Source organism: Haloarchaeobius sp. FL176 (assembly GCF_024609245.1).
GTDB lineage: Archaea > Halobacteriota > Halobacteria > Halobacteriales > Natrialbaceae > Haloarchaeobius.
Window position 1 is genome coordinate 91,835 of the sequence record NZ_JANJYH010000002.1, and the last position, 26,036, is coordinate 117,870.

A 26,036-nucleotide genomic window follows, 5' to 3' on the forward strand; every position below is an offset into this window, starting at 1 on the left:
GGGTCGCCACGTCGGGCAATCAATCTTCGGCGACGACCCGACCGGTGTCCCCGTCTCAGAACACCAGCCGTTCGAGCAGGCGGCGCAGCAGGCCGGGCCGCTCGGACTGCGTGGGGTAGACGGTGACGGTCGTACACTGCGGGCTCGGGAACGCCGGCCGTTCGTCGAACAGCGCGCTCCGGAGCCGGTGGTCGGCACCGCGGCGGACGACCACGTCCGGGCGCGTCTCGCGGCCGCCGTCCGTGCGGACGGGCGTCGACTGGACCGGGACGGAGAGGAGCGACGACAGGTCGGACTGGTACTCCCCGACGGTGGCCCGGTACTGGTCCGGGGCGTCGCTGTCGACGGGGTACCAGAGCGAGATCCGGCCGTCGTTGGTCCCGGCGACGGTGTCCGCGACCGAGACGGCGAGCGGGTCGTACGGGCCGACGCCCGCGAGGACGACGTGCTGGGGGCGGTCGTAGCCCAGGTTGTCGACGAGCAGCACGTCACACGGGGCGTGGCGGACGACCCAGTCGATGGGGTCGCCGAACAGCCGCGAGCGAAGCCGGAGCGGCTCGTGCTCGGCGAGCACCGTGTCGACCCCGCGGTCGGCGGCGACGTTGACGATGGCGTGTTTCGTGTCGTGGCTGACGACCTCGTCGGCCTCGACGGCCACGTCGAACTCGTCCGCGAGCTCCGTGACCCGCGTCTCGAACGAGAGGTCCGACGAGGACTGTGCGGTCATCTCCTCGGTCAGCGGGGCCTGGTCCGGCACCTCCTCGAAGCGGACCGCGACCACTCGCCCGTCGTGCGGCCGGACGAGGTCGGCGGCGAGCGCGAGCAGCGAGCGCTCCCGGTCCGGCCCGACGTCCTTCGTGAGTGCGACGAGCACCTCGTGAGTGGGCGCTGACTGGCCGTCCGCAACGTCGGTCAGTGCGGAGCGGCTGACCTGCCGACGGATGGCATCCCGTGCGGTGCCCTCCCGGTCCACCCGCGGCCGGACGTAGACGAGGTACCAGCCGATACTCGCGACCGTGATGACCACGGCCCCAAGGAGGGCGACCGTCCCCATCTGGGTCAGCAGGACGACACCGGCGACGACGCCGAAGAGCTGCATCCAGGGGTACAGCGGCGAGGTGAACTCGGGGTCGTACTCGGTCTCGCCCTCACGGAAGGCGACGACGGCGAGGTTCACGAGCGCGAACACGATTATCTGGAATGCACTCGCGAGCTTCGCGATTTCGAGGATGTCGACGAACGCGATGAGCGCGAGCAGGACCGCGCCCGTCAGCGTGATCGAGGCGACGGGGGTCCCGAAGCGTTCGCTGACCGCCGATAGCGACGGCGGGGCGAGGCTGTCGCGACTCATCGCGAAGGGGTACCGCGACGACGAGAGGATGCCGGCGTTCGCGGTGGAGACGAGCGCGAGGATGGCGGCGCCGATGACCGCGTACACGCCGGCGGTCCCGAGCGTCTGCTCGGCGGCGTCCGCGACCGGCGTGAGCGACCCGGCAACGCTCCCGGGGTCGGTGACGCCGACGAGAACCGCGACGACGACGACGTAGAGGACGGTGGTGAACGCGAGCGACCCGAGGATGCCCAGGGGGATGTTCCGCCCGGGGTCCTCGACTTCCTCGGCGATGCTCGCGACCTTCGTCACGCCCGCGTACGAGACGAAGACGAGCCCGGTCGCGGCGAGCAGGCCGCCGATGCCGTCACCGAAGAAGTTCGCGTAGTTTGCGCTCTGGGCGCTGGGTGCGCTCGACGCCGCGAACCAGCCGAGCGCGGCGAGCATCACGACGACGATGCCGAGCTGGAGACGCCCGGTCTGCTTCGCGCCGACGACGTTCACCACGATGAGGATAGCTGCGAGCCCGAGCGCGACTGGCTTCAGCGGGAGGTCGAACAGCAGCAGCAGGTACGGGACACCGCCGACGAGCGCGAGCGCGCCCTTGAACGACAGCGAGAACCACGTGCCGACGCCCGCGATGGTCCCCAGCAGCGGCCCCATACCGCGCTCGATGTAGATGTACGTCCCGCCCGCTTCGGGCATCGCGGTCGCCATCTCGGACTTCGAGAGGGCGGCAGGGACGACGAGGAGACCGGCGACGAGGTACGCGAGGATGACTGCCGGGCCGGCGATCTTCAGGGCGAGCGCGGGCAGGATGAAGATGCCACTGCCGATCATCGCGCCGATGCTGATGGCGAGGACCGAGGGCAGCCCGAGGTCCCGTTCGAGCTCCTTCATAGCGCCTCCGCGACGCCGGTCGACAGCACGGTCGCCGCACAGACCGACTCGTGGCCGGCCTCCTCGAACAGGCGGACGCTGCTCGGGCGGTTCGCCAGGACGATGATGCGGTCCGGGTCGAAGTGGACGCGGACGAGCTGTGCCACGAGCAGGTTCCTCCGGTCGTGACGGGTCGCCACCACGACGGTCGAGGCCGGGCCGATGCCGGTCGTCTCGAGGCCCCGTACGTCGGTCGGGTCGGCTTCGTGCGACGGAACTACCGACGACTCGTGACTGTCGTCGACGTACCGCACCCGCAGACCGATGTCAGCGAGGCGTCTGGCAACCTGTTCTCCGACTGGACCGCCGCCGAGGACGTACCAGGCCTCGACGGACGGCTCGTCCGGGCCGCGTGGGCTCTGTCTCATGGTGGTGGGTGTCGTCCGGGCCGTGGTTCGCGACCACGCCCGGGGTCGTACCCCGTACTTGGTGACGGAACAGCATAAACTAGTGGTTTCTTTTCACGGACTGTCAAAATAAGGCCGATTAAACACACTAAATGTCTTTGAACTCTCCCGGTGACGACGCCGCTCGACGACACGCACTCCGACCGGCGGCGGAGCCAAACAATGAATAGTGCTCGCCGACCACCCAGACAGCAGATGAAAGACGGTACACTCGACGACGTCGACAGACACATCCTGTACTATCTCCAGCGAGACGCCAGACACACTTCGTCCAGCGACATCGCCGAGGAGCTCGACATCTCGCCGAGTACGGTCCGGACGCGACTCAAGGAACTCGAAACGAGAGGCATCATCCGGGGCTACCACATCGACATCGACTACGACCTCGCCGGCTATCCGCTCTACACGAAGATTATCTGTACCGCACCGGTTCCGGACCGCGACACCCTCGCGAACCGCGCCCGCGAGGTCAACGGCGTGACCGCGGTCCGGGAGATCATGACCGGCGAGCGGAACGTCTACGTCAACGCCATCGGCACCGACCACGACGACCTCAACCGCATCGCACAGGACCTCGACGAGCTCGGGCTCAGAATCGTCGACGAACAGCTCATCCGCGACGAGCACGTCTGTCCGTACCACGGCTTCCTCGACGCCGACGCTGAGCAACCCGTGCCCGACGCCGAGGACTAACCGCGACGAGAACCGGGTCCGGGTGCCCGCTCGTCGCCTCTAGGACCCCGGACGGTGCGTCTCCGGTCAGCTCTCGACCGGAATCTCCGTGCCGGTGGCGGTCGCGTCCGCCATCACCGGCAGCCTCACTTCGAGAATGCCGTTGGTGTACTCGGCCGTGATCTCCTCGTCAGCGACGGCCTTCGGGAACCGGAACCGGCGATGGTACGTCTTGCGCTGGCCCCGGGCCTCGTCTTCGTGCTCCGCCGCGATGTTGAGGACGCCGTCGTCCCACGCGACGGTTATCTCCTCGGGGTCGAACCCGGGGAGTTCGACGCTCAGGACGAACTCGCCGTCTTCCTCGTACAGTTCGTAGTCGTCACGACCGGTCCCGAACAGCTGGCTCGGGACGTCGAGGCTCTGCATCCACGAGGTTGGTGTACTCCTGGGCAGTGCCATCGCTGGTCACCTCGAATGCAGTTAGATGTACGTTCGCGGTTCGAAAAGAATTTTTCTGACGGTTCGTGACAGATTGGATGGGTGGTTGGTCGGCGGTCGACAGGGAGCGCCGAAACGGACTCTAGCCGGGAATCGACTGCGAGAAGAGCCTAGGCCGGGATATCGACTGTCCACCCCGTTCCGCTCAGTCTACGACTTCGCTTCCGATGGGGCGGACTCGTCCGTGAACTCGGCCTCGAACCCGTCGGGGTAGGCGGTGAATCCGCCGTTCGGCGTCACCGTTCCGGACTGCAGGGCGAGTCGACCGTCGCCCGTCCGCCGGGACGACTGGTGGCCCCGACGGACGTACCGCAGACCGATGTTCTTCGCCGCGTTGTAGTCCGCGTTCGCCTCTGCGCCGCACTCCTGACAGCGGAACTCGTCGCGTGACCGCCGGTTCTCGGCGACCGTGAACCCGCATTCGGAACAGCGTCGCGAGGTGTTCGCTGGTGCGACCCGTTCGACGGCGATACCGACCGCCTCCGCCTTGTAGGAGACGTATTCGGAGAGCGTTCGGAACGCCCAGCGGTGTCCCCACGCCGCCCCGGTATGGGTTCGAATCTCGGCGAGGTCCTCGAGCGCGATGACGTCGCAGTCGTACCGCCGTGCCTCCCTGACGATGTCGTTCGCTGCGTTGTGGAGCACGTCACGAACGTACCGAAGTTGATGGCCGCTCGCCCGTTCGAGCGTCCGGTGGGCACTTCGGGTTCCGTTCTGCTGGAGCCCGGCACGTGTCTTTTCGAACTCACGGAGACGGTGGGTAAGTTCGCGACCGTTCACGAAACAGGCGGTGCTCGTGACGGCGAGGTTCTCGATACCGAGGTCGACCCCGAGGACCGTCCCGTCCTCGGCGGTGGTTCGCTCGGTCTTCGGCCGTCGGAATCCGAGGTGTAGGAAGTACGCCCCGTCGCGTGCCCTGAGTGTACTCTCGGTCAGCGCCCACTCGTCAGAGTCGAGGAACTGCCACTGGTAGCCATCCTCGTCGTCGGGAAGCACGAGCGGACACCGGATACGGTCCCCCACGGTCGCCAGCGATACCGTTCCGTCGTCGAATAGGGTCATCGACCGTGCGTCGTAGGTCACCGTCGGTGCGGTGAAGCGGGGCTTGCTGGTCTTCTTGCCCATGCGCTTTCGCTCGATGCAGCCGCTAATCGCGTCCGCAGCCTGTTGAGTAGCCAGCACCGCGTGCTGGCTCCCGAGGGTCGTCTTCTCACGGACGGTGTCGTATGCGAGCGGTTGCACTTCCCGCTTAGCGTGGCATCGGTTCCAGGCCAGGTCGGTCGCGAGCTGGCAGCCCCGTTTCCACTCGGCAATCGTCGCCTCCAGGGTTTCGCGTTGCTCCTGCGTGACCGACAGCCTGGTGACGGCAGTCCGTCGCACGTAGTTCGCCGACACGTCTTATTTCAGAGGCCGAGAGCTGAAAATAGTTGGGGGTCTGCGTGGTTGAACCTCCTGACAGACCCTGGCCTCTCCGTGCGAGAAATCCGAGTGAAGAAGCAAGCCTGAGGCGGGATTTGAACCCGCGCTCTCGTCCTTACCAAGGACGCGCTTTACCGCTAAGCTACCCAGGCACCGAAGTGCATCCTATCGTTGCTCGGTGTAGTTTTAATGGGTTTCGATTCCCGTCTACGAATCCGTCGCCGACTGGCGGACGTGGTCGTCGGCCCTGCTGGCGGTCTCGCCCGCCGTCGCGCCGATGTTGAGGTCGCTTGCGGCGGGGAGCGCCTCGACCGCTGGCAGCGGCTCGCTCCCGTCCGTGGGCACGAGGCCGGCGAGCTGGGCGAACAGCTCGGTCGTGGGGGTGGCACCGACGGCGGTGGTGCCGGCGACGGCGGCGAGTTCGAACACGTCGCGTTCGAGGCTGGCGTCGAGGGCGGTCGTGTCGGCGTCGGGCTGCCGGCGGTCGGTCTGGTCGCGGCCGAAGTCGCGGACGGTCCCGACGGCCTTGGCGGCGGCGTCGGTCCGCGCGAGGAGGTAGAAACCGCGTGAGACGAGCACCGTGGCGGCCAGCGAGTCGAGGTTGGCCTGCGTGTGGTCGTCGGTCTCGGTCCAGGGCTCGTCGTGGGCGAGCGAGCGGGTGAGCCGGAGACCGTCGTAGATGAGCTGCACGCCTGCGGCCCTGTCGACGACGCTCTCGACCTCGACGTCGTCGTCGCAGGCGCGGGCACAGCGGAGCGTCACCACGCCGGGAGCCATCGGCGCGGCTGCCAGGCGGGACGCGATGTCGTCCCGGAGCCGGTCGGGGTAGATGTCGGCGAGCGCCTCCTGGGCGGCGCGCCTGCACGTTGCGACCTCGTCCATTGCCGCCGACTAGCGGGGGGAAAGGCAAAGACCTTTGGAAAGCGAAAACTCGCCAACGTATGATCGAAACGGCAGTTGACGGGGACGTGACCTGGGTGACGCTCTCCCGGCCGGACCGGCGGAACGCGTTCACCGAGCCGGGGCTGCGGGCGCTGCGGTCCGCGGTGACCGAGGCGGAGACACCGGTGGTGTTCCTGACCGGCGAGGGGGCGGCGTTCTCTGCGGGGGCGGACCTCGAAGTCGTCGGGGGCCTCGGCCGCGAGGAGGCACGGGCGTTCGCGCAGCTTGGCCAGTCGGTCGCGACCGCCATCGCGGAGGCCGAGGCGGTCGTCGTCGCCGGCATCGACGGGCCGGCCCGGGGCGGCGGGGTCGAGCTGGCGCTCGCCTGCGACGTCCGGGTCGCCACGCCCGCGGCCACGTTCGCGGAGACGGGCGTCTCGCTCGGGCTGTTCGGCGCGTGGGGCGGGACGTCCCGACTCCCGCGCGTCGTCGGCGAGGGTGAGGCGATGGACCTCGCGCTGTCGGGCCGGACCGTCGACGCGGACGAGGCGCTGGTGATGGGGCTCGTGTCGCGCGTGGTCGACGAGCCGGCGTCCGTGGCCGAGGAGATCGCCGGGAACGACCCCGCTGCACTGTCGGTGCTGAAGCGACGGCTGCGCGACGACGCGGACCGGGCGGTGCAGCACGCCCGCGAGGCAGATGCCTTCGCGGACCTGGTCGAGCGGAACGCCGGCGACATCGCCTGGTGACGCCAGCGAGCCGGCCGTCGCGGACCTGACACTCGCGCTACCAAACCGCGTTTCAGCGAACGCTTTTGCGCCTCTTGCCACTGGTTTCGTCCATGACGGGAACCGCAGTCGTCGCTGGCGTCGGCCCGAAGATCGGCGAAGCAGTCGCACGCGAACTCCACGACGCGGGCTACGACGTGGGGCTCTTCGCGCGCTCGGAGGGGTTCATCGAGGAGTTGGCCGCGGACCTCGGGACGGGAGCGCTCGCGGTCCCGACCGACGTGACCGACGAGGCGTCGGTCCAGGCGGGGATGGAGACCGTGCGCGAGGCGTTCGGGCCCATCTCGGCGCTGGTGCTGAACGCGACCGGTGGCGGTGGTCGCCCGGTCGGGCAGGCGAACGCGGACCGTCTCCGCGACATCTTCGACGTCCGCGTTTCCGGGTCGCTTGCCTGCGTCAACGCCGCGCTGTCGGACCTCCGGGAGAACGAGGGCACGGTCATCTTCAGTGGGACGACGTACGCCGACTCACTCGTCCCCGAGCAGATAGAGTGGGGGGCGGTCGGCCCGGCCGCACGTGGCCTCTCGAAGTCGCTGGCGACCGCGCTCGACGACGTGCAGGTCACCTACGTCCGCATCGGGAGCCGCGTCGACCCGGTCGGGCAGGTCGGCGACGACGCCCTGAGCGCGGCCGCGGTGGCGTCGCAGTACCGCGAGCTGGTCGAACGCGAGGACGCGGTCACGCGGGAGCTGGACCTGCGGCAGCGGTAGTGCGTTTCGTGAGCGACCACACGGAAAATATGAGTAGTCCCGGGCCCAGAGTGGGGGTGTGCACGAGTGCGACCACTGTTCGGAGTCGTTCGAGGACGAGGAACCGTACCTCGAACACCTGCGGGACGAACACGAGGAGGACCTCGGCCCCATCGAGCAGCGGCGTGTCGACGCGATGGACGACGGGAGCGATGGCGTATCGGGCTTCGTCTACGCCGCGGTGGCCGTCGTCGGACTCGTCCTGCTCGGGGGCGCCGCCGTCGGCCTGCTCGGCGGGGGCGGTGGCGGCAGCACCGACACGCTGAACGACAGCGCGCCACGGCAGCCGACCAACGTCGGCGGCCCGCACTACCACGGCGGGATGACCGTCACAATCGACGGGCGGTCGCTCGACTTCAGCCAGCCAGAGTTCCAGCGGGCGCGTAAGAACCCCGCCTTCCACTACGAGCGGGGCAACGGGGACCGATGGCACGGGCACGCGGAGGGTGTCACCCTCGAGTACGCGCTCGCGAGCCTCGGCATCGACGTCGCGGCCGACGCGCTCGCCTTCGACGGGTCGGTGTACCGGTCGAGCGAGGGCGACACGGTGCGCTACGTGGTCAACGGCGAGCCGGTGGACCCGACGACGTACGTCCTCCAGCCCAACGACCAGGTCGAGGTCGTGGCGTCGGACAACGAGAGCGCCTGACTACAGGTCGGCGGACTCGGGTGCGGGCGGCATCGACCGCTTGTGGGCGCTCCCCTCGTACAGCTTGCGGACGGTCTCGACGACACCTTCCTCGACGCCGAGCTCGCGGGCCGTCGCCGCGGTGGAGACGCCGCCCTCGATGTGGAGCGCGATGACGGCGTCGACGACGTCGTAGCCGACGCCCATCTCGTCCTCGTCGGTCTGGTCGGCCCAGAGCTCCGCGGTCGCGGGCTTCTCGGCGAGCTCCTCGGGCGCGCCGAGGTGGCGGGCGAGCTGGCGGACCTGCTGCTTGTAGAGGTTGCCGATGGGGTTGCAGTCGACGGCCTGGTCGCCGTACTTCGTGAAGTAGCCCGTCAGCGCCTCGGCCTTGTTCCCGGTGCCGAGGACGACCCGGTTCTCCTCGTTGGCGACGTAGTAGTTGAGGACGCCTCGCACGCGTGCAGCGGTGTTACCTACGGCGACGGTGTCCTCCTCGGCGTCGGGGATCGAATCGACGATCTCGTCGACGATGCTCCCGATCTCGATCACGTCGTAGTCGATGCCGAGGTCCTCGGCGACGCGCTCGGCGTCGCTCATGTTCTCGTCGCTGGAGACGCGCGAGGGCAGGACGAGCCCCCGGACGTGGTCCCGGCCGAGCGCCTCGACGGCCAGATACGCGGTCGTGGTGCTGTCGACGCCACCGGAGAGCCCCAGTACGGCACCGGTTGCGCCTGCGTCGTCGACGACATCCTCGATGAAGCTCACGATGTGGTCGCGCTGTGCGGTTAGTTCCTCGTCTCCGAACCGGAGGTCTATCATCGTCCGTCGGTAGGGAGTACAGGACCAATAACGTTCCTCGCTCTCGTCTGGAACTGGACAACCGTCCAGTCGGGCGAAGCGCTACGTTCAAGTGCCATCGGGGGGAAGAACGTGATGGAATCACTGTGCGTGAGCGCCCTCGGTCCCGTGACCGAAGTGCGCGGGACCGCCGCGCACACGACCGCAGTGGTAGAGCGCCGTTGGTCCAGTGGTAGGACAGTGGCTTCCCAAGCCACTAGCCCGGGTTCAATTCCCGGACGGCGCACTTCTTCCGGACCAGGCGACTGAAGAGTGGCAGCGCCGGGCTGGTGGTTCCGTCGATGGGCCGCAGTTCGTTCCGGGGCGCGCAGGCACTGGTTGAACGCGAGAAACCCCAGCTTTCGAATCTATCGCGAACGGTCATCCGGTTCGGTTCGAAATCGCGGGATAACGAGTTCTTGATGCGGAAAACCGCCCGACTGCACGGGGGATAAAAAGCGGCATTATTCCCGTTGGGTCGCTTACACTCCGAAGCGCGGTGAGGTAATCGGTGGTTAGCTATGGCCCCACGTATCAATGTTATGGCCGGGGAGTTGGAAGGCCGTGAGTCAAAACGTACAATCTGATACTGGGGGTATCGATCCACCCGCGACGGGTGAGCAACGGACGGCGGAGTCGCTCGTGTTCGACGTCCTCTCCGAATCGACGGTCGCCGAGCGATGGCCACAGCTCGAACGCGGCTACTCGTCGAACGACTTCGTGACCATTCAGGCCGCAGTCGCGGTCGAGTGGGACGACATAGACCACGAAGACCTACACGTCGAGCCGGAAGCGCTACTCGACTGTGCGGAGGGGGAGTGAGATGCGGTTCCCGACCATGGTCCGGCTGGTGGTCGGTATGTCGTTGTTCGCACTGACCGCACTCGGCCTGGCGTGGTCGTTCGAGGGGGCGGTGTACGCGCTGGGCTCGGTCGGCATCCTCGCAGTCTGTCTGTTCACGGTCGGACTCGCACTCGAACCGGAGCTTCGTGGCACCTACTGATCCCACACCTTCGTGGGGTCGTCCCACTGTCGCCCGCGCAGTTCTTCGCGCACTGTCCACAGAGCGGCGGCTTCTCGGTCCGAGTGACGTGAGAAACGCAGCCCGGCGAGCCTACCGCGACGGCGACGAGCGATGGTCCGTCTGCTCGGTGACGGCGACGGTGGTGTCGGACTCGATCCAGGCGTCTAAATTCTCGCGGTCGTAGATGATGAGTCCGTTGACGGTCTCTCGGCCGACGTACCGTTCGGAATCCGTATCTTCCATTCGAGTCGATACAGGATTCCGCCGCGCTGGGCTTATGTTTGCTGGCCGGCGTGGCCACAACGCCTAAGCACCGGACAGCGATTTCGCGCAGTTGCGACAGTAGCGGTAGCGCGAGTCGGGGTCGTTCGACGCGCCGCAGTGTGGACAGCGGCGACTGTCTGTCGTCTCGGTGCTGCGGACCGACGTGTTCGCCGCGGTCCGGTCGACGCCTGCCGGGTCGCCGCCTGCAGGGTCCGGCGTCGGGTCGTCGTCGACCTGCCGGCGGTAGTAGGCGTACACGGCGAACTGCAGGACAGCGAACACGACGAGGTAGCCAAGGGTCCAGTCCCAGACGTTCGCCATACTGTGCTATAGTGTGGCATGGGACTTATACCGTTCGCCAGTTGTCGTCCCAGGGGGGAGGTCACGGCGGTCTGACGCGGTAGACCTCGTCGTCGGTCGGGTCCGGGTCGCCGCGACCGTCCTGGTTGCTCGTGGCGAAGTAGAGGTGGTCGTTTGGGCCGGTGAACGTCGTTCGGAGCCGACCGAGGTCGCTGTAGAGGGTGTTCTGCGTGGGTACGTCGTCAGCGTCGAGGCTGACCTGGCGCAGATGCGTGCCCTCCAGCGCGCCGACGAAGAAGCTGTCCTGCCAGCGGTCGATCGGGCCGGTGTAGTAGGCGAGGCCGCCCGGCCCGATGGCGGGTGTCCACGTGACCAGCGGGTCGACGAACGTGTCCTGGTCGCTCTCGCCGGTAGCCGCCGGCCAGCCGTAGTTCCCGCCGGCCTCGAGTCGGTTGAGTTCGTCGGCCTCGTCCGGCCCGTGTTCGACGACGTAGACGGACCCACCGACGAACGAGAGGCCCTGCGGGTTCCGGTGGCCGTAGGTGTACACCGGACTGTCGAACGGGTTGCCCGGGTCCGGGTCGCCGTTGCGGGTGACCCGGAGCACCTTCCCGGCGAGGGAGTCCCGGGACTGTGCCGTGCTCGGCTCGCCGGCGTCGCCGGTCGTCACCCAGAGCGCGCCGTCGGGGCCGAACTCGATTCGGCCGCCGTTGTGGACGGTGTTCGCGGGGATGCCGTCGAGGACGACCGAGTCGACGGCGAAATCGCGGTCGGCGTCGAGCCGTAGCACCCGGTTGGCCAGCCCCGCGTCGCCGTCGTAGGTCTGGTAGACGTAGGCGTCGCGCGGGTTCCTGGGGTCGAAGGCGAACCCCAGAAGGCCCCCCTGGCCGAAGTTGGCGGTGTCGTCGAGGGTCCTGACGGGGCCGCGGTCGTTCCCCGTCGCACGGACGATCCGCCCCGGCCGCTCGGTGAGGAACAGGTTGCCCGTCTCGGGGTGGAACGACGCGCCCCACGGCGTGTCGAGGCGCATCCGGACGCGCTCGAGTCGGAGCGGGGCGCCGTCCTCGATGGGCGTGTTCTCGCCGTTGTTGGACGGGTTCAGACAGCCGGCGACGCCACTGGTGAGGCCGGCACCGGCCGTGACGAGGAGGCGACGACGCTTCATCACACCGACCTTTCACACGATAGAGTAAAAACTTGTTACTTCGGCGGCGACAGGTCGCGTCCGAACTCGTCGAACGTGTCGAGGTCCTCGGGCAGTTCGTACTCGAGCTCGCGTTCGTCCCGGCGGTCTACGTTCGCGTCCTCGAGCGGGGTGGCGACGTCCTCCCAGCCGGGTTTGACACGGACGCTCTTTGCGGGCTGGCCGACGGCGACGTGGTGGGCGGGCACGTCGCTGGCGACGATGCTCTTGGCGCCCACGACCGCGTTCTCGCCGACGCGACAGCCCGCTCTGACCATCGAATCGTAGGTGACGCGGGCGTCGTCCTCGACGATGGTGTGGAAGTTCGACACCGCGGTCTGGTCGACGATGTCGTGGTCGTGGCTGTAGATGTGGGCGTCGTCGGAGATGGAGACCCGGTCGCCGATTGTCAGCGTCCCGCGGTCGTCGAGGTGGACGTCGTCGTGGACGACGACGTTGTCGCCGACGCTGATGTTGTGCCCGTAGGTGAAGGAGATACCCTTGAAGAACCGACAGTCCTCCCCGCATTCGTCGAACAGGTGGTCGGCGAGCATCGCCCGGAAGCGCAGCGCGAACTCGACGTTGTCGGCCATCGGCGTCGCGTCGAACTGCCGCCAGAGCCACTGGAGGTGCTTCGAGCGCTCGAAGCGCTCCTCGTCCTTCTCGGCGTAGTACTCCGACTCCAGCGTCGTGTTGCACGGGTCGTACCCTTGCAGGCGTACGCGCTCGGCGGGCGAGACCGACTCGTCGTTCTGCCAGCGCTCGTAGGCGTCGCGGTCGCCGTGCAGGTCGACCAGCGTCTCCTCGACGACCGTGCAGGTGTCCTCGTCGGACGAGAGCCGCTCGTCGACCTCGTCGATGAAGGCTCGAACACCAGCCTCCGCGTCGGCCGGGAGCGAGACGTGCCGTTTCGTCATGCGTCCCCGTTCGGCGGGCAGCCGTATGGACTTTCGGTTGTCCGAACGCCGGACACCACCGGGACGGTGCTACGACGTCCTGTCCGAAGACAGACAAACTATAACTGTGGTCTCCGCGAACCACCGACTGTGCCCAGAACCTCCATCACGACCGACGAGACGGACTCGTCGCTCAGCGGCGCGGCGCTCGGTGGCATCGCCGGTGCCGTCGGTGCGACCGTCGCGTTCAGCGTCGTCTCCGATCCGCTCGCAATCGCCGGGGTTACGGCCTGCATAACGCTCGGGATCATCGGTGTCGGTGCGCTCGTGTTCGACGTCGATCTGACGTAGCCGGCGTCCCGGGACCACCTTCCCGCGACCCGGGAACGAAACACACCCGCTAAGTGGGACCGTTCCCTAGCCGGGAGTATGCAGTACCGCGAACTCGGAGACTCCGGCGTCGAGGTGTCCGAAATCGGCTTCGGCGCGTGGGTCGTCGGCACGGACTGGTGGGGCGACCGCACGGAGGAACAGGCGGTCGAGATGCTGCAGTACGCCCACGACCAGGGCATCACCTACTTCGACACCGGTGACGTGTACGGCCACGGACGTAGCGAGGAGCTCGTCGGCGAGGCCCTCGGCGACCGACGCGACGACGTGACCGTCGCGACGAAGGTCGGCTACGACTTCTACAACAACCCGCAGGCGGGCCACGGCGAGCTACCGAAGGAAATCACACCGGAGTGGATCCGCACCGCGACCGAGCGGAGCCTCGACCGGCTCGGTTTCGACCACATCGACGTGCTCCAGCTGCACAACGCGAACGTCGACGAGGTCGACGCCGACGTGCTCGAGGTCCTCGACGAGCTCCGCGAGGAGGGTCTCGTCGACGCCATCGGCTGGGCGCTCGGCCCCTCCATCGGCTGGCTCGCGGAGGGCGACATGGCCATCGAACAGGAGTTCGACTCGCTGCAGCTCGTCTGGAACGTGCTCGAACAGGAGGTCGGCGACCACTTCCTCGACACCGTCGAGCGGACCGGCTCGTCGACGAGTCTCATCCCCCGCGTCCCGCACTCCTCCGGCCTGCTCAACGAGCAGGTCACGCCGGAGACGGAGCTCGACGACGGCGACCACCGCTCCTACCGGCCCGACGAGTGGTACGAGACGGGCTGGGAGAAGGTCGAGGCGCTCCGGTTCCTCGAACAGAACGGCGAGCGCACGATGTCCCAGGCCAGCATCCAGTGGCTCCTGTCGCACGCGCAGGTCGCGACGGTGACCCCGACGTTCCGAACGAAAGACGACATCGACGAGTGGGCCGCCGCGAGCGACGTGCCGCCGCTCAGCGACGTGGAGGTCACGCGCGTCGCCGAGCTGTACGCCGACGACTTCGGCATCGAACGCGACGACGGGATGGACGTGCTCCGCTCGTCGGTCGGTGGCGAGGACATCGACGCGGCGAACATCGACAAGCAGGCGACCTGAAAACCTCGGACTAATCTGTCCCTTCCCCTGAAAAACGGGCGATTACCTTTCTGTCTCGGGGTTCACGCTACTCCTGCTCTCGGCTCCGACGGTCCGTCCGTCGAGCGAGAGCTTGGCCGATTCAGGGCCGCACCAACCCCCCTGCCGCGTAGACTCCCCCCACTGACGCGGGGCGGGGGCGGTCGTCGTGTTCGCTCCGAACACGAGACTACCACCCCTTTCTTTCGGCTGGAAACCCACTACTGTCGGGCGAACACACGCATCGGATTTCACTTTCACTCCGCAGTCCCGACGACTGCTGTGGCGGACCGCCGTGCCGGTCAGGCCAGGAAGACGTGGCGCGGGCGGTCCGCCAGCACGTCGCGCCCCCAGTCGACGGTGTCCGAGAACGCGTCCGACCGGAAGAACTCCATGGCGTCCTCCTGGGACTCCCAGCGCGAGGCGATGAACATGTCGTTCTCGTCCTCGCGGTTGGCGAGCAGGTCCGTGGTGATGTGGCCCTCCATCCCCTCGAGGACGCCGCCGACGGTGTCGAACTTCTCGACGAAGTCCGTGCGCTTCTCGGGCTTGGTGGTGTAGAACATCCCCATCGTTCCCCAGGTGTCGACGGCGGCGTCGTCGCCGGCCTGCCGGACGATGCCGGGCAGGTCAGAGAGGAAGCCACTGGCCGTGTCGGCGGCGGACTGGGTCTCCCAGACGCTCGCGACTGCGGTCGGGGCGTCACCCTCTGCCTGGTACACCGCGGTCTTCACGTGGGAGTCGTAGTGCTCGAAGTTCGAGCGCAGCCCCTCGACCTCCCCGAACAGCTCGTCCGGGTCGGCATCGGAGTAGAGGACGACGGCGTAGACGTCCTCGCCGTGGGGCTGGCCGCCGTAGACGCCCTCCTCTTCGAGTGTAGAGCGCACGTCAGCGCCGTGGTCGGTGGCCGGGCGCTCGTCCTCGTCGTCGTGAGCCGCGTCGCCCTCGCCGTGGTGGTGGGCGTCGCCCTGGTGGTGGCCTGCCTCGTCGTGGTGGTGTCCGTCGGCTTCGGCGGGAACGGCCTCGCCGGCCATGAACGCCGGGAGGTCGCTCGGCTCGAACCGGCGGCCCGTGTAGAACTGGCCGAACTCGGCGAACCGGGAGGTGGACGGGTCGAAGCGCATCTCGTACAGCAGGTCCTTCACGTCGGTCATGTCGTCGGCCCAGAGCGTGACGCCCCACTCGTGGTCGTCGAGACCGACGCTGCCCGTGATCATCTGCTGGACCTTGCCGCCGTAGTCGCGGCCGATGTCACCGTGGCTCGCCATGTGCTCGGCGCGCTCGTCGAACGGCAGGTCGTACCAGTTGTCCTCGGCGGTCCGGCGCTTGGACATCGGGTAGAAGGAGAGGTAGTCCATCTCCGGGATCTCGGGGTGGAGCCGCGACTGGATGTACTGCGCCAGTCCGGAGTCGTCGTCGACCTCGCCCTCGAAGTACTCCCGGGCACGCTCGGTGTAGCCCGAGGCCTCCGTGACCGAGATGTACGAGTCCGTCTGCTCGGTGAATCCGGCGAACTCCGTCGACTCGAAGCCGCGTTCGAGCTGGTCAAGCTCGTCGAGCGTCGGCCGCAGGTGCAGTACCATGAGGTCGGCCTTGTGGCCGAGCACGGTGTAGACCGCGGTCCCGCCCGTCTCGGGGTCGCTGTGTGTGTCGAGGAACGCGATGCCCTCCCCGACGGCACGCTCGCGCGTCCGCTCCGGCGCGTCGCGCCACGCGTCCCAGTCCACGGTCCGGAAGTCGTGCAGTGCGTACCAGCCTTCCTCGGTCAACGGAGGTTCGCGTCGCTGCATGGTCGAGCGTTCGGAGACGATGGGTAAGGACGTGTTGATTCGTCGGAGGCGATGGCAGGACGCGGCCGAGAACCGGGCAAGGGGTTCTCTGTATCGAAACCCTTTCACGTCCACCGCGGGTACCACGCGACAATGCGGAAAAGCGGTCCACCGAAGGGACTCATCGCCTATCTGGTGCTCGAACTGCTCGCGGAGAAACCGCGGTACGGGTACGAGATACTCAAGGAGATACGGGAGCTCAGTGGTGGCCACTGGGAGCCCTCCTACGGCTCGGTCTACCCCATCCTCTACAAGTTCGAGGACGAGGGCTGGGCCGAGCGCATCGAGCGCGAGGACGAGCCCGACCGCAAGTACTTCGAGCTGACCGACGACGGTGCAGACGAGCTAGAGGCCCGCCGCGAGGACTCCGCGATGAAGGCCAAGGAGTTCGCCGACGTCATCCTCGGGTTCTACCACGTCTACGTCGCGTTCTCCTGTGACGACCGCTTCGAGGTGCCCAGCGTCGACGGCGAGTGGCGCTTCGACGAGACCTTCTCCGCGTGGATCGTCGAACAGATGATCCGCCACCACGAGCACTACTACAGCGACGAGTTCGACCGTATCGACGCCACCCCCGAAGAGTTCTACGCGGATCACGGCATCGACAACGACGAGGAGTAGTCGGCTGTCCGGGCAGTTCTCGCGTGCAAAACGACGAACCAGCGGTCAGCCCGCCAGGAACTGCGGGCCGACGATCAGGACGACGAAGCTCAGGAACATCGTCAGGCCGATAGTCGTCGTCACCGCGCTCACCCGCCGGCGGGTCACCTCGACCGGGAGCCGCGAGAGCACGGCCTCGGTCGAGGTCCGCAGCAGGTGGCCGCCGTCGAGCGGGAACGCGGGGATGCAGTTGAACGCACCGAGCTGGACGTTGATCCAGCCGGTCCAGAACAGCGCGTTCGCGAGTGCGAACAGCAGGCCCGCGCCGAGGAACTCCAGGGGCCCGGTTGCGACGAAGAAGTTCGCGATCTCGCCGATGAAGCCCGCGAAGTTGTACGGGAACTCGCCGCCGGGCATCACGGCCGCGACGGGGAGGACGAGCACGAACAGCACCTTGCCCACGAACGACTGGGCGAAGGAGTTGAGCATCGACTGGTCGCCGCCGCCGAGGATGGCGAGGTACGACTCCGCGGGGTAGTAGTTCAGCCCCACGTCGTCGACGGTGAGGCCGCTGGTGCCCTGGGCGAGCGGTGCGACGCCGAGGAAGCTGCTCCCGTCGTCCTGCGTGCCGAGGGTGACCTCCTGGGTCGAGCGCTCGCCGTCGTCGTAGAGCACGACCTCGACGGTCTCGCCCGGGTCGGCGGCGTCGATGGCCTCACCGAGTTCGCTGTAGGAGATGACCCGCGTGTCGCCGAATCTGGTGATGATGACGCTCTCACCGGCGGGTGCGCCCGCCGCCGCCAGCGGCTCGCCCTCGATGGGCCGGAGGTACGCGCCGGCGACGAACGACTTCGTCTCGCCGGCCTTCGTCGTCACCGACACCGGCCCCGGCGAGGCACGGACGGCGTCCTCGAAGCCCGGGGTGGTCGAGACGGGGGTCCCGTTCACCGCGGTTATCGTATCACCCGCGGAGAGGTTCGCCGGGCCGTTCTCCAGTGCTCCGGTCACGAGCACGCTCCGGTTCATCGTCACCGTCCGGTCGTCGTTCACCTCCAGTTCGAGCCGGCTGGCGTTCTGCTCGTCGACGAGGTCCTGGAAGTGGCTGTTGTTCTCGACCGCCGTCCCGCCGACTGCCGTGATGCGGTCGCCGCCGCCGATGTCCGCGCCGGCCGCCGCCGACCCGGGGAGCACGCCGCCGACGAGAGCGCCGCTCGCCACGCCGATGGAGCCCGCGACGGGCCCGAACAGCAGCGCGAACGCGACGACGGTGATGGCGAAGTTGTTCGTCACGCCCGCGGCGAACATCCGCGACTGCGCACCGCGGGACGCCTTCCGGCGGTTCTCCTCGTTCGGCTCGACGAACGCCGCCACCGGCAACACGGCGAGCAGGCCGATGCCCATCGACTCGATGTCGATGCCCTCGACGCGGCAGAGCAGGCCGTGGCCCCCCTCGTGGACGACCAGACCGACGAGCAGCCCGAACAGGATACCGGGGGCCGCCGAGAGCGGCAGGAAGTCGTTCACGCCCGGGATGACGAGCACGTTCCGGGGCTGGTTCACCGCGCTCGGTGCGGGCGGATTCTGGATCGTCAGAATCGCGCCCTGGAGGAGGAACAGGAACGCGCCGAACATCACGACCAGTGCGATGCCGAGGCCGATGTTCGACCAGGCACGCCAGAACCGCTTCGGCCCGGCCAGCCAGTTCAGGAACCGCCGCCCGCGCTTCGTGTGCACCAGCAGAATCGGCCCCTGCGTCGAGACGTAGGACGGGAGGAGATTCTCTTTCTTGGCCGCCCAGACCACCATCCAGTAGAGGACGAAGCCGCCGATACCCAGCCACAGGGTGGAAACCATTGCGGGATACTGGGGGAGGAACGGGGAAATGCGTTTGGTTTGGCGGTGTTCGGCGGCTGACGGATCCGCGTTCCCTGGGCCGGAATCGCCCCGGTCAGACTCTGTCGAGCGCCACGTAGAGGCTGAGTGCTGTCACCCCGCCGAGGAGGAGCGCCAACGGGAGGCCAAGCGCGCCGAGCCCGAGCAGCAGTGGTGCGTACATGGCGAACGACACGGTGACGAGCACCCCGACGAGTGCGGACCCGAGACCGTTTACGACATCGAGCCAGGGAATCGACCGCGTCTCAGTCATACCCACACCGACACTACAGATTTTGATAGTTTTTTATCACTCTTCCGTCGTGCTCGTTCCTGTTCCACGTTACATCATCTGGACACCAACCCGAATCGACCGGTTCGAGTATCCTTCTGCCATCGTCGGGCCCGTTCGTGTCGACACCAGCCAGAAAGCCCCGACGGGCTACGCTCCCGCGGCTCGTTGCGAGCCTTGTCTGGCGAGACTCCTCGGTCGTCTCGCTGCTTCACGCTCGGTCGCAGGCTCTCTCGCGGGAACGTCGCCGGGAGTCGTCGAGACGCTCGCCCCTTTCAGTCCCGTCCGCCTCCACCGCACCTCACGCCTCCCCAGCCTCCTGCGATGCTCACTCGGTTGCGCTTCTCGTCCCTCGCGCGGCTGGCTCACGGCCTCGCTACGCTCGGCGCGCTCACGGGTCGCTTTGCTCCCCGTTCGCAGTCGCGGTTCTCACTCGCTCACGCTCGCTCCGAACCGCGCACCGCTCGCCAGCCGCGCACCGGCGGTGAAAACCCGGCTACAATCGGAGCAGAGAGGAGAGATCAGACCTTTCAGCGTTCCCGTCGCAGCCGCGCGACCACGAAGTCGCGGTCGAGCTTCCCGAGGAAGGTCCCGAGCTGGGGACCCTGCTCCTCGTCGAAGAACAGGCGGTAGCCCGCGGTGAACAGCGCGCCGATGTCCATGTCGTTTCGCTTGGCGGTCTCGTAGATCTGGCCCTGGATAGCGTCGCCGTCGTGGCCCTCGGCGACGAAGTCGGCGAGTTCGTCGAGGGCGTCCTCGGTGGCCGGGTCGAGGTCCACGTCCGGAATCTCGGCGCGCTTGAGCTCGTAGTTGAACTCGTTGTCCGTGCGTCGCGCCCAGTTCCGGGCGCGCTCGACGCGGGCGAGGGCGGCCTCGACGGTCTCCTCGTCGGCGTCGTCGGGGATGTGGCCCTCCTTGCGGGCGACCTGCTCCCGGAGGTCGGGGTCGTCGAACATCCCGAGGACGGCCGCGAAGGTAAACGGGAGCCGGATTCTGTCGGGGCCGACCTCGTCGACGACGAAGGGGTAGACGCGCTCCGCCCGTGCGGTCTCGTCCTCGGTGCCCTCGACCTCGCCGAAGTAGAGCTGCTCGAAGCGGTCGAACTCGTCGACGAGCTGGTCGAGACGCTCGATAGAGAAGTCCCGCGCCCTCTTCGGGTTCTTCGCGAAGAAGAACCGGACGACCTCGGGTTCGAGCAGTTCGAGCACGTCCTCGACGAGGACGACGTGGCCTTCGGAGGAGGAGAACGCCTTCCCGTCGAGCGTGAACCACTCGTACACCATCGGCACCGGCGGGGTGTCGCCGAGGACGTTCCGCGCGACGTCGTCGCCGGAGGGCCAGGAGCCCTCGGCGTGGTCCTTCCCGAAGGGTTCGAAGTCGACGCCGAGGACGCGCCACTGGGCGGGCCACTCGAAGCGCCAGGGGAGCTTCCCCTCGCGCAGCGTTGCGGTTCCCTCGTGGCCGCAGCCGGCGATGGTGTCGCCGCCGGCCTCCATGTCGGTACACTCGTAGTCGACCTCGCCGGCCTCGGGCCGGACGGCGGTGACGGTCTCGGTGACCTTGCCGCAGTCCGCACAGATTGGGTTGAACGGGACGTAGTCGGCGTCGACCTTGTCCTGGTACTTGGCGAGGACACGCCGCGCCGTGTCGGCGTTCGCCAGCAGGAACCGCGTCACGTCCTCGAACTCCCCGTCCTCGTACAGCCGGGTGTTCGAGGCGAGTTCGATGGGTACGCCGAGGGCATCGGCGCTGGACTGGATGAGCGCGGAGAAGTGGTCGCCGTACGAATCACAGCAGCCGAACGGGTCGGGGATGTCGGTGTACGGCCTGCCGAGGTTCCGCCCGAGTGCGCCAGCGTTCACGTCCCCGAGATCGACGAGCTCGCCGTCGAGGTTCGCGAGCTTCCGGGGGAGCTTCCGGAGCGGGTCGCGGTCGTCGGCGGTGAACACCTGCCGGACCTCGTGCCCGCGTTCGCGGAGCACTGCGGCGACGAAGTAGCCCCGCATCACCTCGTTCATGTTGCCGAAGTGGGGGACGCCCGACGGGGAGATACCGCCTTTGATGACGATGGGGTCGTCGGGCTCTCGGGCCGCTATCTCGTCGGCGATCCGGTCGGCCCAGAAGACGTGTCGGTGCTCGTCCCCGTCCTCGTCGTCTGCCTGGAGCGTGTACGGACTGGTCGCCTCGTCGGCGCTCACCGGGCGCTCACCCCGTGGTCGGCCGCAACAGCGCGTGTCGATTGCATGGCTGTGGCTACCCGTGTGGCGTGCTTAAGGGTTGTCAAGCAGAGACAGCAGTGCGCTACTCGGCCCAGTAGGTCAGTTCGTCGCCGGTCCCCTTGGGGATGATGTCGGTGCCGTCGTGGTCGCCGTAGCGGACCGCGCTGAGCACGCGCTCCGGGTCGTTGCCGTCGAGGACGATGGTCCGCATTCCGGAGCGCTGGATGACCTTCGCGGCGAGGAGGTCGACCGGAGCCGACGCACCGGCGTTCATCTCCAGCCCGGCGATGACGTCGACGAGGTCGTTCGCAGTGAGCTCCTCGTAGCGCTCGGCCTCGTCGTCCTCGGCGGGGTCGGCGGAGAAGACACCGGGGACCGAGGTGGCGTAGACGAGCAGGTCCGCACCGACGTACTCCGCGAGGGCGGCACTGACGGCGTCGGTGGTCTGGGCGGGGGAGACGCCACCCATGACGACCACGTCCCCGTTGCGCATCACTTCGCCCGCCGCCTCGTAGTCCTTCGCGGGCGCGGTGACGACGTTCTCGCCGAGTGCGGAGATGAGGAGCCGGGCGTTCAGGCGGGTGACGTCGATGCCGATCTGGTCGAGCTCGATCTCGTTCGCGCCGAGGTCGCGTGCTGTGCTGATGTAGTCGCGGGCGACGCCGCCGCCGCCGACGACGGCGGCGACCTGGCATCCGTCCGCGACGAGCTGGTTGACAACGTCTGCGTACGCGGTGACCCGGTCGGGGTCGAGTTCCGGGGCCAGGACGCTGCCGCCGACGGAGACGACTACCTTCATACTACCGGCCAGTAGCCGACTCCGTCTCTTAAGGATTGCCAAGTCCCGGCCGGCGACACCTACAAGCAACTCCCGGCGGACAACTCCGGTATGCACGTACTCGCAGTGGTCGGCCCCGACGAGGCGGGTCGGCAGGCGCTCGTGGGTCGAGTGGTCGATGCCCTCGACACGGCGGGGCCGGTCGCCGTTGTGGCCGAGCCGGGCGAGCCGGTCGCCGCACCCGACTCTGTCTCCCGCGCCGACGACGCCGTCCGGACCACGGTCTCGGTCGGGGACGACGGCTGGGTCGCCGCCGGCAGGGACCGCACGCTCGGTGACGTCCTCGACGACCTCGCGCCGACACACGACTACTGCGTCCTCGACGACGTCCGCGAGGCGACGGTTCCCGGTGTCGTTCTCGACGGCGTCGACTACGCGGGCGAGGTTCTCGCGGCGGGCGAGACGGTGGACGACGTCGACGTCGACGCGACCGTGGCCGCGCTCGGGGACCGTCAGCCGCACGAGACGCTCGACTCGCTCGTCGAACGGGCGAAGCGGGCTCCCGGAGCGGCGTACGCCGGGGCCATCGCGACGTTCACCGGCCGTGTCCGGGCGCGTGACCACCCCGACGACGAGCGCACCACCCACCTCGAGTTCGAGACATACGAGGGGGTCGCCGCGGACCGCATGGCGACCATCGAGGCCGAACTCGAGGAGCGCGAGGGAGTTCACGAGGTCGTCATGCACCACCGGACCGGCGTCGTCGCCGCCGGTGAGGACATCGTTTTCGTGGTCGTCCTCGCCGGCCACCGACCGGAGGCGTTCGAGACGGTTTCTGACGGTATCGACCGCCTCAAGGACGAAGTCCCCATCTTCAAGAAGGAGGCGACGACCGACGGCGAGTTCTGGGTCCACGAGCGAGATTCGGCGGGCGAGTAAGTGCGGCTGACACGTCTGACGAGTTGTTTTCCAGTTTCAGGGGCCGAAAGCTGTATTCTGACGTGCGTCAGACAACAACCACTTTCAAAGCGTTAGAAGCGGTTATAAAATTTCTAGTGGGATATGGAAGTCTCTTATTCGAGCGAAGAACTCGCGTGAAACGTTCGATCACCTCGATTTCACTCGAAATATATCAAAACAGCCCGAAGCAACTGTCCTTTATAACCTCCCCCAGTGGCTTGGGGAAAGTGAGGCGAACGCAATATGAGCGCTACACAGAAACCCTCCGTCGACAGCGAGCCCGCCAACAAGGAAACGCGCCTGCAGGAGTACCTGCGGGAGAAGGCAACCGACGGCGAGATGTACTTCAAGTCGAAGTTCATCGCCGACGATGTCGGTCTCTCCCCGAAAGAGATCGGCGCACTCATGGTGAAGCTCAAGGACTCGGCCACGGACCTCGAGATCGAGAAGTGGTCGTACACGAGCGCGACGACCTGGCGGGTCGAGCCCATCTGAGAACGGTTCCCGAACCCTGGCATCCCACCCCACACCACTCCACCACTCCACCACCACACCCCACTGCTCCACCACCACACCCCCCGCTCCACCACCACAGCGAACCCACCACTGCACTGCAGCCCGCCCGAACACCCACCGCCGGCCGTTGGTCCCCGGCGCCTCACCATCTGCAGTCCGCCGCCGTGCCTTTTTACGACGTGACGACTAACCACCGTCCACATGGCCGCCGACGAGCCGCCGTCACAGTCCGACCCGGAGGCCGGGCCTCCGCTCTCCGCCCTGGCGGACGAGTTCCACGTGGAAGACGTCCGACGGGACGGTGAGACGATCTACTACTACGGGACGCCGCTTCGGACCCCGGAGATGACCATGCGGAACGTCTGGGGTGCGTTCCACGAGGCCGGCTACGATGCGGAGCTCACGACTTCCGCAGGACGGTACGTCATCGTCGCCGAACCGAGCAGTCACGGACCGGAGGGGATTCCCTGGAAGAACGTCCTGCTGTTCCTCGCCACCGTCGTCTCCACGCTGTACGTGGGTGCACGGTGGTTCTACGTGGACCCCGTCGCGAACCCGGTCGAGGCGGTGCTGACTGCCTGGCCGTTCTCCGCAGCCATCCTGTTCGTCCTGGGCACGCACGAGCTTGGTCACTACGTGATGAGCCGCTACCACGACGTGGACGCGTCGCTGCCGTACTTCTTGCCGTTCCCGACGCTCATCGGGACGATGGGCGCAGTCATCCGGATGCGCGGGCGGATGCCCAACCGGAAGGCACTGTTCGACATCGGTGCGGCGGGCCCGCTGGCGGGGCTCGTCGCGACGGTCATCGTCACCGTCATCGGCCTCTACCTCCCGCCGGTGGTCGCCCCAGAGAGCTTTGCTCCCGGCGCGGACGCAGTCACCATACAGCTCCAGTTCCCGCCGCTCATCGAGGGTATCGCGCTCCTGACCGGGCAGCAGCTCTCTTACCAGGACCCGACGGTGAACGCACACCCGGTCGTCATCGGCGCGTGGGCCGGCGCGTTCGTCACCCTGCTGAACCTCATCCCAGTTGGCCAGCTCGACGGCGGCCACATCATGCGGGCGATGTTCGGCGAGTCTCACGACACCGTGGCGACGCTGGTCCCGGTCGGCCTGTTCTCGCTCGCAGGCTACCTTCACTTCGTCGAGCAGATCGCCTGGGACTCCGTGTTCATCTGGGTCTTCTGGGGCGGCTTCGCCGCGTTCATCGCCGCCGCAGGCTCCGCGACGCCGGTCAGCGACGAGGAGAAACTCGGCTGGAAACGCATGGCCCTCGGCGTGCTCACGTTCGCGCTCGGGCTGCTCTGTTTCATGAAGGTCCCGGTCGCCATCGTCGGCTGACCCGCGCCGTCGGTCGCCGAAGCGGCGACCGTTCACACGAGTCAGGCTGTCGTTGCGCCGATGCGAACGCTTTTGCACGCCGACAGCATGAGCGAAAAGTGATGTCTCCGACGACCAGTGACCGGAGGTGGTACCGATGACGACAGAGCTAACCGAAATTACGGTGGTCGGAGGAGACAAGACCGGACTCATCGCACGCGTCACGAGCCTCCTGTTCGAGCGCGGCATCAACGTCGAGGACCTGGATCAGGCCGTCCGAGACGACATCTTCCGGATGACCCTCCACGCGGACACCACGGAGATGGTCTGCAAGGAGGAGACGCTGCGTGACGACCTCCACGACCTCGGCGACGAGCTCGGCGTCGACGTACAGGTGCGGTTCCCCGCCGACCGCGAGACCCAGCAGATTGCGGTCTTCGCCACCAAGGAGAGCCACTGCCTCGAACGCCTGTTCCAGGCGTGGGCCAGCGGCGACCTCGGTGCGGACATCTCGGTGGTCATCGCGAACCACGACGACCTCGAACCGCTCGCCGAGAAGTACGAGGTGCCGTTCCACGACGTCGGCGACGAGAAGGGAACGCCCGACGAGGGCGAGATCCTCGACCTCCTCGGGGAGTACGACGCCGACCTCATCGTCCTCGCGCGGTACATGCGTATCCTCAGCCCGGACGTGGTGTTCCGGTTCGAGGACCGCATCATCAACATCCACCCGAGCCTGCTGCCCGCCTTCCCCGGCGCGAAGGCGTACCGCCAGGCGCTGGAGGAAGGCGTCCGCATCGCCGGCGTGACGGCCCACTACGTGACGACGGACCTCGATCAGGGTCCCATCATCACCCAGCGAGCGTTCGACGTGCCCGACAGTGCCGACATCCAGACGATGAAAGAGCGCGGCCAGCCCCTCGAGGCGGACGCGCTGCTCGAGGCGGTGCGGCTGCATCTGAACGGCGACGTGTCCGTCCACCGCGGGCGGACGCAGCTTAGAGAGCAGAGTGGGAGCTACCAGCTCGGCCTCTCGAGAGAAGCGCGCGACGCGAACCCCGACCGACCCGTCGACGGGCTCGGCGAGATCGTCGCCGGGTCGCCAGCGGGCGAGGAGTCGGCGGACGACTGATTAGCCGTCCCACTTCTCGAGGCAGTCGTCGTCACAGAAGTGGCGATGCTCGACGTTGCCGTCTGCCACCCACGAGCGCACCCGATGGTCGTCGCCGGTGACGGCCGCGCCGCAGACGGCACAGGCCGGGGCGTCCTCGGGGTCCACGTCGCCGATGTCCGATGTGGGGTCGACCATGTTCTCCCTTCGCACGCGGAGA

At 67.5% G+C, this 26,036-nt stretch carries 29 protein-coding genes and 2 tRNA genes; 14 read left to right on the plus strand and 17 right to left on the minus strand.

Annotated features, from left to right (window positions below; all coding sequences use genetic code 11):
- Nucleotides 1-55: 55 nt before the first annotated feature.
- A complete protein-coding gene (locus NO978_RS03530; RefSeq protein WP_257298143.1) occupies nucleotides 56-2,230 on the minus strand; it encodes an amino acid permease in 2,175 nt (724 codons plus the stop codon).
- Nucleotides 2,227-2,637, minus strand: coding sequence for an NAD-binding protein (locus NO978_RS03535; RefSeq protein ID WP_257298144.1), 411 nt, complete (start codon nucleotides 2,635-2,637; stop codon nucleotides 2,227-2,229). Before NO978_RS03535 ends, NO978_RS03530 begins: the two co-directional genes overlap by 4 nt.
- A 234-nt stretch (nucleotides 2,638-2,871) precedes the next feature.
- Here NO978_RS03535 and NO978_RS03540 point away from each other — a divergent pair, with 234 nt between their 5' ends.
- Nucleotides 2,872-3,369 carry an Lrp/AsnC family transcriptional regulator gene (locus NO978_RS03540; protein WP_257298145.1) on the plus strand — a complete coding sequence of 166 codons (498 nt, stop codon included), beginning with the start codon at nucleotides 2,872-2,874 and terminating at the stop codon, nucleotides 3,367-3,369.
- Between the two features lie 66 nt (nucleotides 3,370-3,435).
- Here NO978_RS03540 and NO978_RS03545 read toward each other — a convergent pair whose 3' ends face one another.
- The 4 genes from NO978_RS03545 to NO978_RS03560 all read right to left on the minus strand — a co-directional run bounded on the left by NO978_RS03545 (nucleotide 3,436) and on the right by NO978_RS03560 (nucleotide 6,147).
- Complete coding sequence (locus NO978_RS03545; RefSeq protein ID WP_257298146.1) at nucleotides 3,436-3,807, minus strand: Hsp20/alpha crystallin family protein; 372 nt, start codon at nucleotides 3,805-3,807, stop codon at nucleotides 3,436-3,438.
- 189 nt (nucleotides 3,808-3,996) lie between these two features.
- Complete coding sequence (locus NO978_RS03550) at nucleotides 3,997-5,241, minus strand: transposase (RefSeq protein WP_257298147.1); 1,245 nt, start codon at nucleotides 5,239-5,241, stop codon at nucleotides 3,997-3,999.
- Nucleotides 5,242-5,345: 104 nt separating this feature from the next.
- Nucleotides 5,346-5,417, minus strand: a tRNA-Thr gene (locus NO978_RS03555).
- Nucleotides 5,418-5,472: 55 nt separating this feature from the next.
- Complete coding sequence (locus NO978_RS03560) at nucleotides 5,473-6,147, minus strand: hypothetical protein (protein ID WP_257298148.1); 675 nt, start codon at nucleotides 6,145-6,147, stop codon at nucleotides 5,473-5,475.
- 59 nt (nucleotides 6,148-6,206) lie between these two features.
- Here NO978_RS03560 and NO978_RS03565 point away from each other — a divergent pair, with 59 nt between their 5' ends.
- From NO978_RS03565 to NO978_RS03575, 3 genes are all read left to right on the plus strand, one after another.
- Nucleotides 6,207-6,896, plus strand: coding sequence for an enoyl-CoA hydratase/isomerase family protein (locus NO978_RS03565; protein WP_257298149.1), 690 nt, complete (start codon nucleotides 6,207-6,209; stop codon nucleotides 6,894-6,896).
- A 92-nt stretch (nucleotides 6,897-6,988) separates the two neighbouring features.
- Entirely contained in the window at nucleotides 6,989-7,645 is a 657-nt protein-coding gene (locus NO978_RS03570) for an SDR family oxidoreductase (protein ID WP_257298150.1), read from the plus strand.
- Between the two features lie 58 nt (nucleotides 7,646-7,703).
- Entirely contained in the window at nucleotides 7,704-8,333 is a 630-nt protein-coding gene (locus NO978_RS03575) for a hypothetical protein (RefSeq protein WP_257298151.1), read from the plus strand.
- Here the strand turns inward: NO978_RS03575 and NO978_RS03580 are convergent, their stop codons facing one another.
- On the minus strand, nucleotides 8,334-9,131 hold the full coding sequence (locus tag NO978_RS03580; RefSeq protein WP_257298152.1) for an NAD+ synthase: 798 nt from the start codon (nucleotides 9,129-9,131) through the stop codon (nucleotides 8,334-8,336).
- Nucleotides 9,132-9,325: 194 nt separating this feature from the next.
- Here NO978_RS03580 and NO978_RS03585 point away from each other — a divergent pair.
- From NO978_RS03585 to NO978_RS03595, 3 genes are all read left to right on the plus strand, one after another.
- Nucleotides 9,326-9,396: transfer RNA gene (locus tag NO978_RS03585), tRNA-Gly, on the plus strand.
- A gap of 317 nt (nucleotides 9,397-9,713) precedes the next feature.
- Nucleotides 9,714-9,971: a hypothetical protein gene (locus NO978_RS03590; protein ID WP_257298153.1), complete on the plus strand. Its 258-nt coding sequence runs from the start codon at nucleotides 9,714-9,716 to the stop codon at nucleotides 9,969-9,971.
- A gap of 1 nt (nucleotide 9,972) precedes the next feature.
- The gene (locus NO978_RS03595; RefSeq protein ID WP_257298154.1) at nucleotides 9,973-10,152 is read left to right on the plus strand and encodes a hypothetical protein; all 180 of its coding nucleotides are present in this window, start codon (nucleotides 9,973-9,975) and stop codon (nucleotides 10,150-10,152) included.
- 111 nt (nucleotides 10,153-10,263) lie between these two features.
- Here the strand turns inward: NO978_RS03595 and NO978_RS03600 are convergent, their stop codons facing one another.
- The 4 genes from NO978_RS03600 to NO978_RS03615 all read right to left on the minus strand — a co-directional run bounded on the left by NO978_RS03600 (nucleotide 10,264) and on the right by NO978_RS03615 (nucleotide 12,837).
- Nucleotides 10,264-10,416, minus strand: coding sequence for a hypothetical protein (locus NO978_RS03600; RefSeq protein WP_175526450.1), 153 nt, complete (start codon nucleotides 10,414-10,416; stop codon nucleotides 10,264-10,266).
- Between the two features lie 63 nt (nucleotides 10,417-10,479).
- A complete protein-coding gene (locus tag NO978_RS03605; protein ID WP_257298155.1) occupies nucleotides 10,480-10,758 on the minus strand; it encodes a hypothetical protein in 279 nt (92 codons plus the stop codon).
- A gap of 61 nt (nucleotides 10,759-10,819) precedes the next feature.
- Nucleotides 10,820-11,902 carry a PQQ-dependent sugar dehydrogenase gene (locus tag NO978_RS03610; protein ID WP_257298156.1) on the minus strand — a complete coding sequence of 361 codons (1,083 nt, stop codon included), beginning with the start codon at nucleotides 11,900-11,902 and terminating at the stop codon, nucleotides 10,820-10,822.
- Nucleotides 11,903-11,937: 35 nt separating this feature from the next.
- Complete coding sequence (locus tag NO978_RS03615) at nucleotides 11,938-12,837, minus strand: acyltransferase (RefSeq protein WP_257298157.1); 900 nt, start codon at nucleotides 12,835-12,837, stop codon at nucleotides 11,938-11,940.
- Between the two features lie 129 nt (nucleotides 12,838-12,966).
- Here NO978_RS03615 and NO978_RS03620 point away from each other — a divergent pair, with 129 nt between their 5' ends.
- Together NO978_RS03620 and NO978_RS03625 are read left to right on the plus strand one after the other, a co-directional pair.
- Nucleotides 12,967-13,167, plus strand: a complete 201-nt coding sequence (locus NO978_RS03620) for a hypothetical protein (RefSeq protein ID WP_257298158.1) — start codon at nucleotides 12,967-12,969, stop codon at nucleotides 13,165-13,167.
- A gap of 78 nt (nucleotides 13,168-13,245) precedes the next feature.
- Entirely contained in the window at nucleotides 13,246-14,298 is a 1,053-nt protein-coding gene (locus tag NO978_RS03625; protein ID WP_257298159.1) for an aldo/keto reductase, read from the plus strand.
- Between the two features lie 320 nt (nucleotides 14,299-14,618).
- On the opposite strand, the gene NO978_RS03630 is transcribed toward NO978_RS03625, so the two are convergent.
- Entirely contained in the window at nucleotides 14,619-16,106 is a 1,488-nt protein-coding gene (locus tag NO978_RS03630; RefSeq protein ID WP_257298160.1) for a heme-binding protein, read from the minus strand.
- 132 nt (nucleotides 16,107-16,238) lie between these two features.
- On the opposite strand from NO978_RS03630, the gene NO978_RS03635 reads away from it, so the two are divergent.
- Complete coding sequence (locus NO978_RS03635) at nucleotides 16,239-16,766, plus strand: PadR family transcriptional regulator (RefSeq protein WP_257298161.1); 528 nt, start codon at nucleotides 16,239-16,241, stop codon at nucleotides 16,764-16,766.
- Between the two features lie 45 nt (nucleotides 16,767-16,811).
- Here NO978_RS03635 and NO978_RS03640 read toward each other — a convergent pair whose 3' ends face one another.
- The 4 genes from NO978_RS03640 to pyrH all read right to left on the minus strand — a co-directional run bounded on the left by NO978_RS03640 (nucleotide 16,812) and on the right by pyrH (nucleotide 21,927).
- Nucleotides 16,812-18,599: a site-2 protease family protein gene (locus NO978_RS03640; RefSeq protein WP_257298162.1), complete on the minus strand. Its 1,788-nt coding sequence runs from the start codon at nucleotides 18,597-18,599 to the stop codon at nucleotides 16,812-16,814.
- A gap of 94 nt (nucleotides 18,600-18,693) precedes the next feature.
- On the minus strand, nucleotides 18,694-18,891 hold the full coding sequence (locus tag NO978_RS03645) for a hypothetical protein (RefSeq protein WP_257298163.1): 198 nt from the start codon (nucleotides 18,889-18,891) through the stop codon (nucleotides 18,694-18,696).
- 548 nt (nucleotides 18,892-19,439) lie between these two features.
- Nucleotides 19,440-21,107, minus strand: coding sequence for a lysine--tRNA ligase (gene lysS / locus NO978_RS03650; protein WP_257298164.1), 1,668 nt, complete (start codon nucleotides 21,105-21,107; stop codon nucleotides 19,440-19,442).
- Between the two features lie 103 nt (nucleotides 21,108-21,210).
- Nucleotides 21,211-21,927: a UMP kinase gene (pyrH, locus tag NO978_RS03655; protein WP_257298165.1), complete on the minus strand. Its 717-nt coding sequence runs from the start codon at nucleotides 21,925-21,927 to the stop codon at nucleotides 21,211-21,213.
- A 90-nt stretch (nucleotides 21,928-22,017) separates the two neighbouring features.
- On the opposite strand from pyrH, the gene NO978_RS03660 reads away from it, so the two are divergent.
- The 4 genes from NO978_RS03660 to NO978_RS03675 all read left to right on the plus strand — a co-directional run bounded on the left by NO978_RS03660 (nucleotide 22,018) and on the right by NO978_RS03675 (nucleotide 25,837).
- Nucleotides 22,018-22,845: a molybdopterin synthase gene (locus NO978_RS03660; protein ID WP_257298166.1), complete on the plus strand. Its 828-nt coding sequence runs from the start codon at nucleotides 22,018-22,020 to the stop codon at nucleotides 22,843-22,845.
- 264 nt (nucleotides 22,846-23,109) lie between these two features.
- Nucleotides 23,110-23,361, plus strand: coding sequence for a hypothetical protein (locus tag NO978_RS03665; protein ID WP_257298167.1), 252 nt, complete (start codon nucleotides 23,110-23,112; stop codon nucleotides 23,359-23,361).
- 222 nt (nucleotides 23,362-23,583) lie between these two features.
- Nucleotides 23,584-24,726: a site-2 protease family protein gene (locus NO978_RS03670; protein ID WP_257298168.1), complete on the plus strand. Its 1,143-nt coding sequence runs from the start codon at nucleotides 23,584-23,586 to the stop codon at nucleotides 24,724-24,726.
- Between the two features lie 136 nt (nucleotides 24,727-24,862).
- The gene (locus NO978_RS03675) at nucleotides 24,863-25,837 is read left to right on the plus strand and encodes a formyltetrahydrofolate deformylase (RefSeq protein ID WP_257298169.1); all 975 of its coding nucleotides are present in this window, start codon (nucleotides 24,863-24,865) and stop codon (nucleotides 25,835-25,837) included.
- Here NO978_RS03675 and NO978_RS03680 read toward each other — a convergent pair whose 3' ends face one another.
- Nucleotides 25,838-26,014 (minus strand): hypothetical protein, encoded by a 177-nt coding sequence (locus NO978_RS03680; protein ID WP_257298170.1) that lies wholly within the window; start codon nucleotides 26,012-26,014, stop codon nucleotides 25,838-25,840.
- Nucleotides 26,015-26,036: the final 22 nt, after the last annotated feature.

Bases quoted from the DNA above. Each gene is read 5' to 3' on its own strand.
- NO978_RS03530 (WP_257298143.1), bottom strand. From the start codon at position 2,230: ATGAAGGAGCTCGAACGGGACCTCGGGCTGCCCTCGGTCCTCGCCATC.
- NO978_RS03535 (WP_257298144.1), bottom strand. From the start codon at position 2,637: ATGAGACAGAGCCCACGCGGCCCGGACGAGCCGTCCGTCGAGGCCTGG.
- NO978_RS03540 (WP_257298145.1), top strand. From the start codon at position 2,872: ATGAAAGACGGTACACTCGACGACGTCGACAGACACATCCTGTACTAT.
- NO978_RS03545 (WP_257298146.1), bottom strand. From the start codon at position 3,807: ATGGCACTGCCCAGGAGTACACCAACCTCGTGGATGCAGAGCCTCGAC.
- NO978_RS03560 (WP_257298148.1), bottom strand. From the start codon at position 6,147: ATGGACGAGGTCGCAACGTGCAGGCGCGCCGCCCAGGAGGCGCTCGCC.
- NO978_RS03565 (WP_257298149.1), top strand. From the start codon at position 6,207: ATGATCGAAACGGCAGTTGACGGGGACGTGACCTGGGTGACGCTCTCC.
- NO978_RS03570 (WP_257298150.1), top strand. From the start codon at position 6,989: ATGACGGGAACCGCAGTCGTCGCTGGCGTCGGCCCGAAGATCGGCGAA.
- NO978_RS03580 (WP_257298152.1), bottom strand. From the start codon at position 9,131: ATGATAGACCTCCGGTTCGGAGACGAGGAACTAACCGCACAGCGCGAC.
- NO978_RS03595 (WP_257298154.1), top strand. From the start codon at position 9,973: ATGCGGTTCCCGACCATGGTCCGGCTGGTGGTCGGTATGTCGTTGTTC.
- NO978_RS03600 (WP_175526450.1), bottom strand. From the start codon at position 10,416: ATGGAAGATACGGATTCCGAACGGTACGTCGGCCGAGAGACCGTCAAC.
- NO978_RS03605 (WP_257298155.1), bottom strand. From the start codon at position 10,758: ATGGCGAACGTCTGGGACTGGACCCTTGGCTACCTCGTCGTGTTCGCT.
- NO978_RS03610 (WP_257298156.1), bottom strand. From the start codon at position 11,902: ATGAAGCGTCGTCGCCTCCTCGTCACGGCCGGTGCCGGCCTCACCAGT.
- NO978_RS03615 (WP_257298157.1), bottom strand. From the start codon at position 12,837: ATGACGAAACGGCACGTCTCGCTCCCGGCCGACGCGGAGGCTGGTGTT.
- NO978_RS03625 (WP_257298159.1), top strand. From the start codon at position 13,246: ATGCAGTACCGCGAACTCGGAGACTCCGGCGTCGAGGTGTCCGAAATC.
- NO978_RS03630 (WP_257298160.1), bottom strand. From the start codon at position 16,106: ATGCAGCGACGCGAACCTCCGTTGACCGAGGAAGGCTGGTACGCACTG.
- NO978_RS03635 (WP_257298161.1), top strand. From the start codon at position 16,239: ATGCGGAAAAGCGGTCCACCGAAGGGACTCATCGCCTATCTGGTGCTC.
- NO978_RS03640 (WP_257298162.1), bottom strand. From the start codon at position 18,599: ATGGTTTCCACCCTGTGGCTGGGTATCGGCGGCTTCGTCCTCTACTGG.
- NO978_RS03645 (WP_257298163.1), bottom strand. From the start codon at position 18,891: ATGACTGAGACGCGGTCGATTCCCTGGCTCGATGTCGTAAACGGTCTC.
- pyrH (WP_257298165.1), bottom strand. From the start codon at position 21,927: ATGAAGGTAGTCGTCTCCGTCGGCGGCAGCGTCCTGGCCCCGGAACTC.
- NO978_RS03660 (WP_257298166.1), top strand. From the start codon at position 22,018: ATGCACGTACTCGCAGTGGTCGGCCCCGACGAGGCGGGTCGGCAGGCG.
- NO978_RS03665 (WP_257298167.1), top strand. From the start codon at position 23,110: ATGAGCGCTACACAGAAACCCTCCGTCGACAGCGAGCCCGCCAACAAG.
- NO978_RS03670 (WP_257298168.1), top strand. From the start codon at position 23,584: ATGGCCGCCGACGAGCCGCCGTCACAGTCCGACCCGGAGGCCGGGCCT.
- NO978_RS03675 (WP_257298169.1), top strand. From the start codon at position 24,863: ATGACGACAGAGCTAACCGAAATTACGGTGGTCGGAGGAGACAAGACC.
- NO978_RS03680 (WP_257298170.1), bottom strand. From the start codon at position 26,014: ATGGTCGACCCCACATCGGACATCGGCGACGTGGACCCCGAGGACGCC.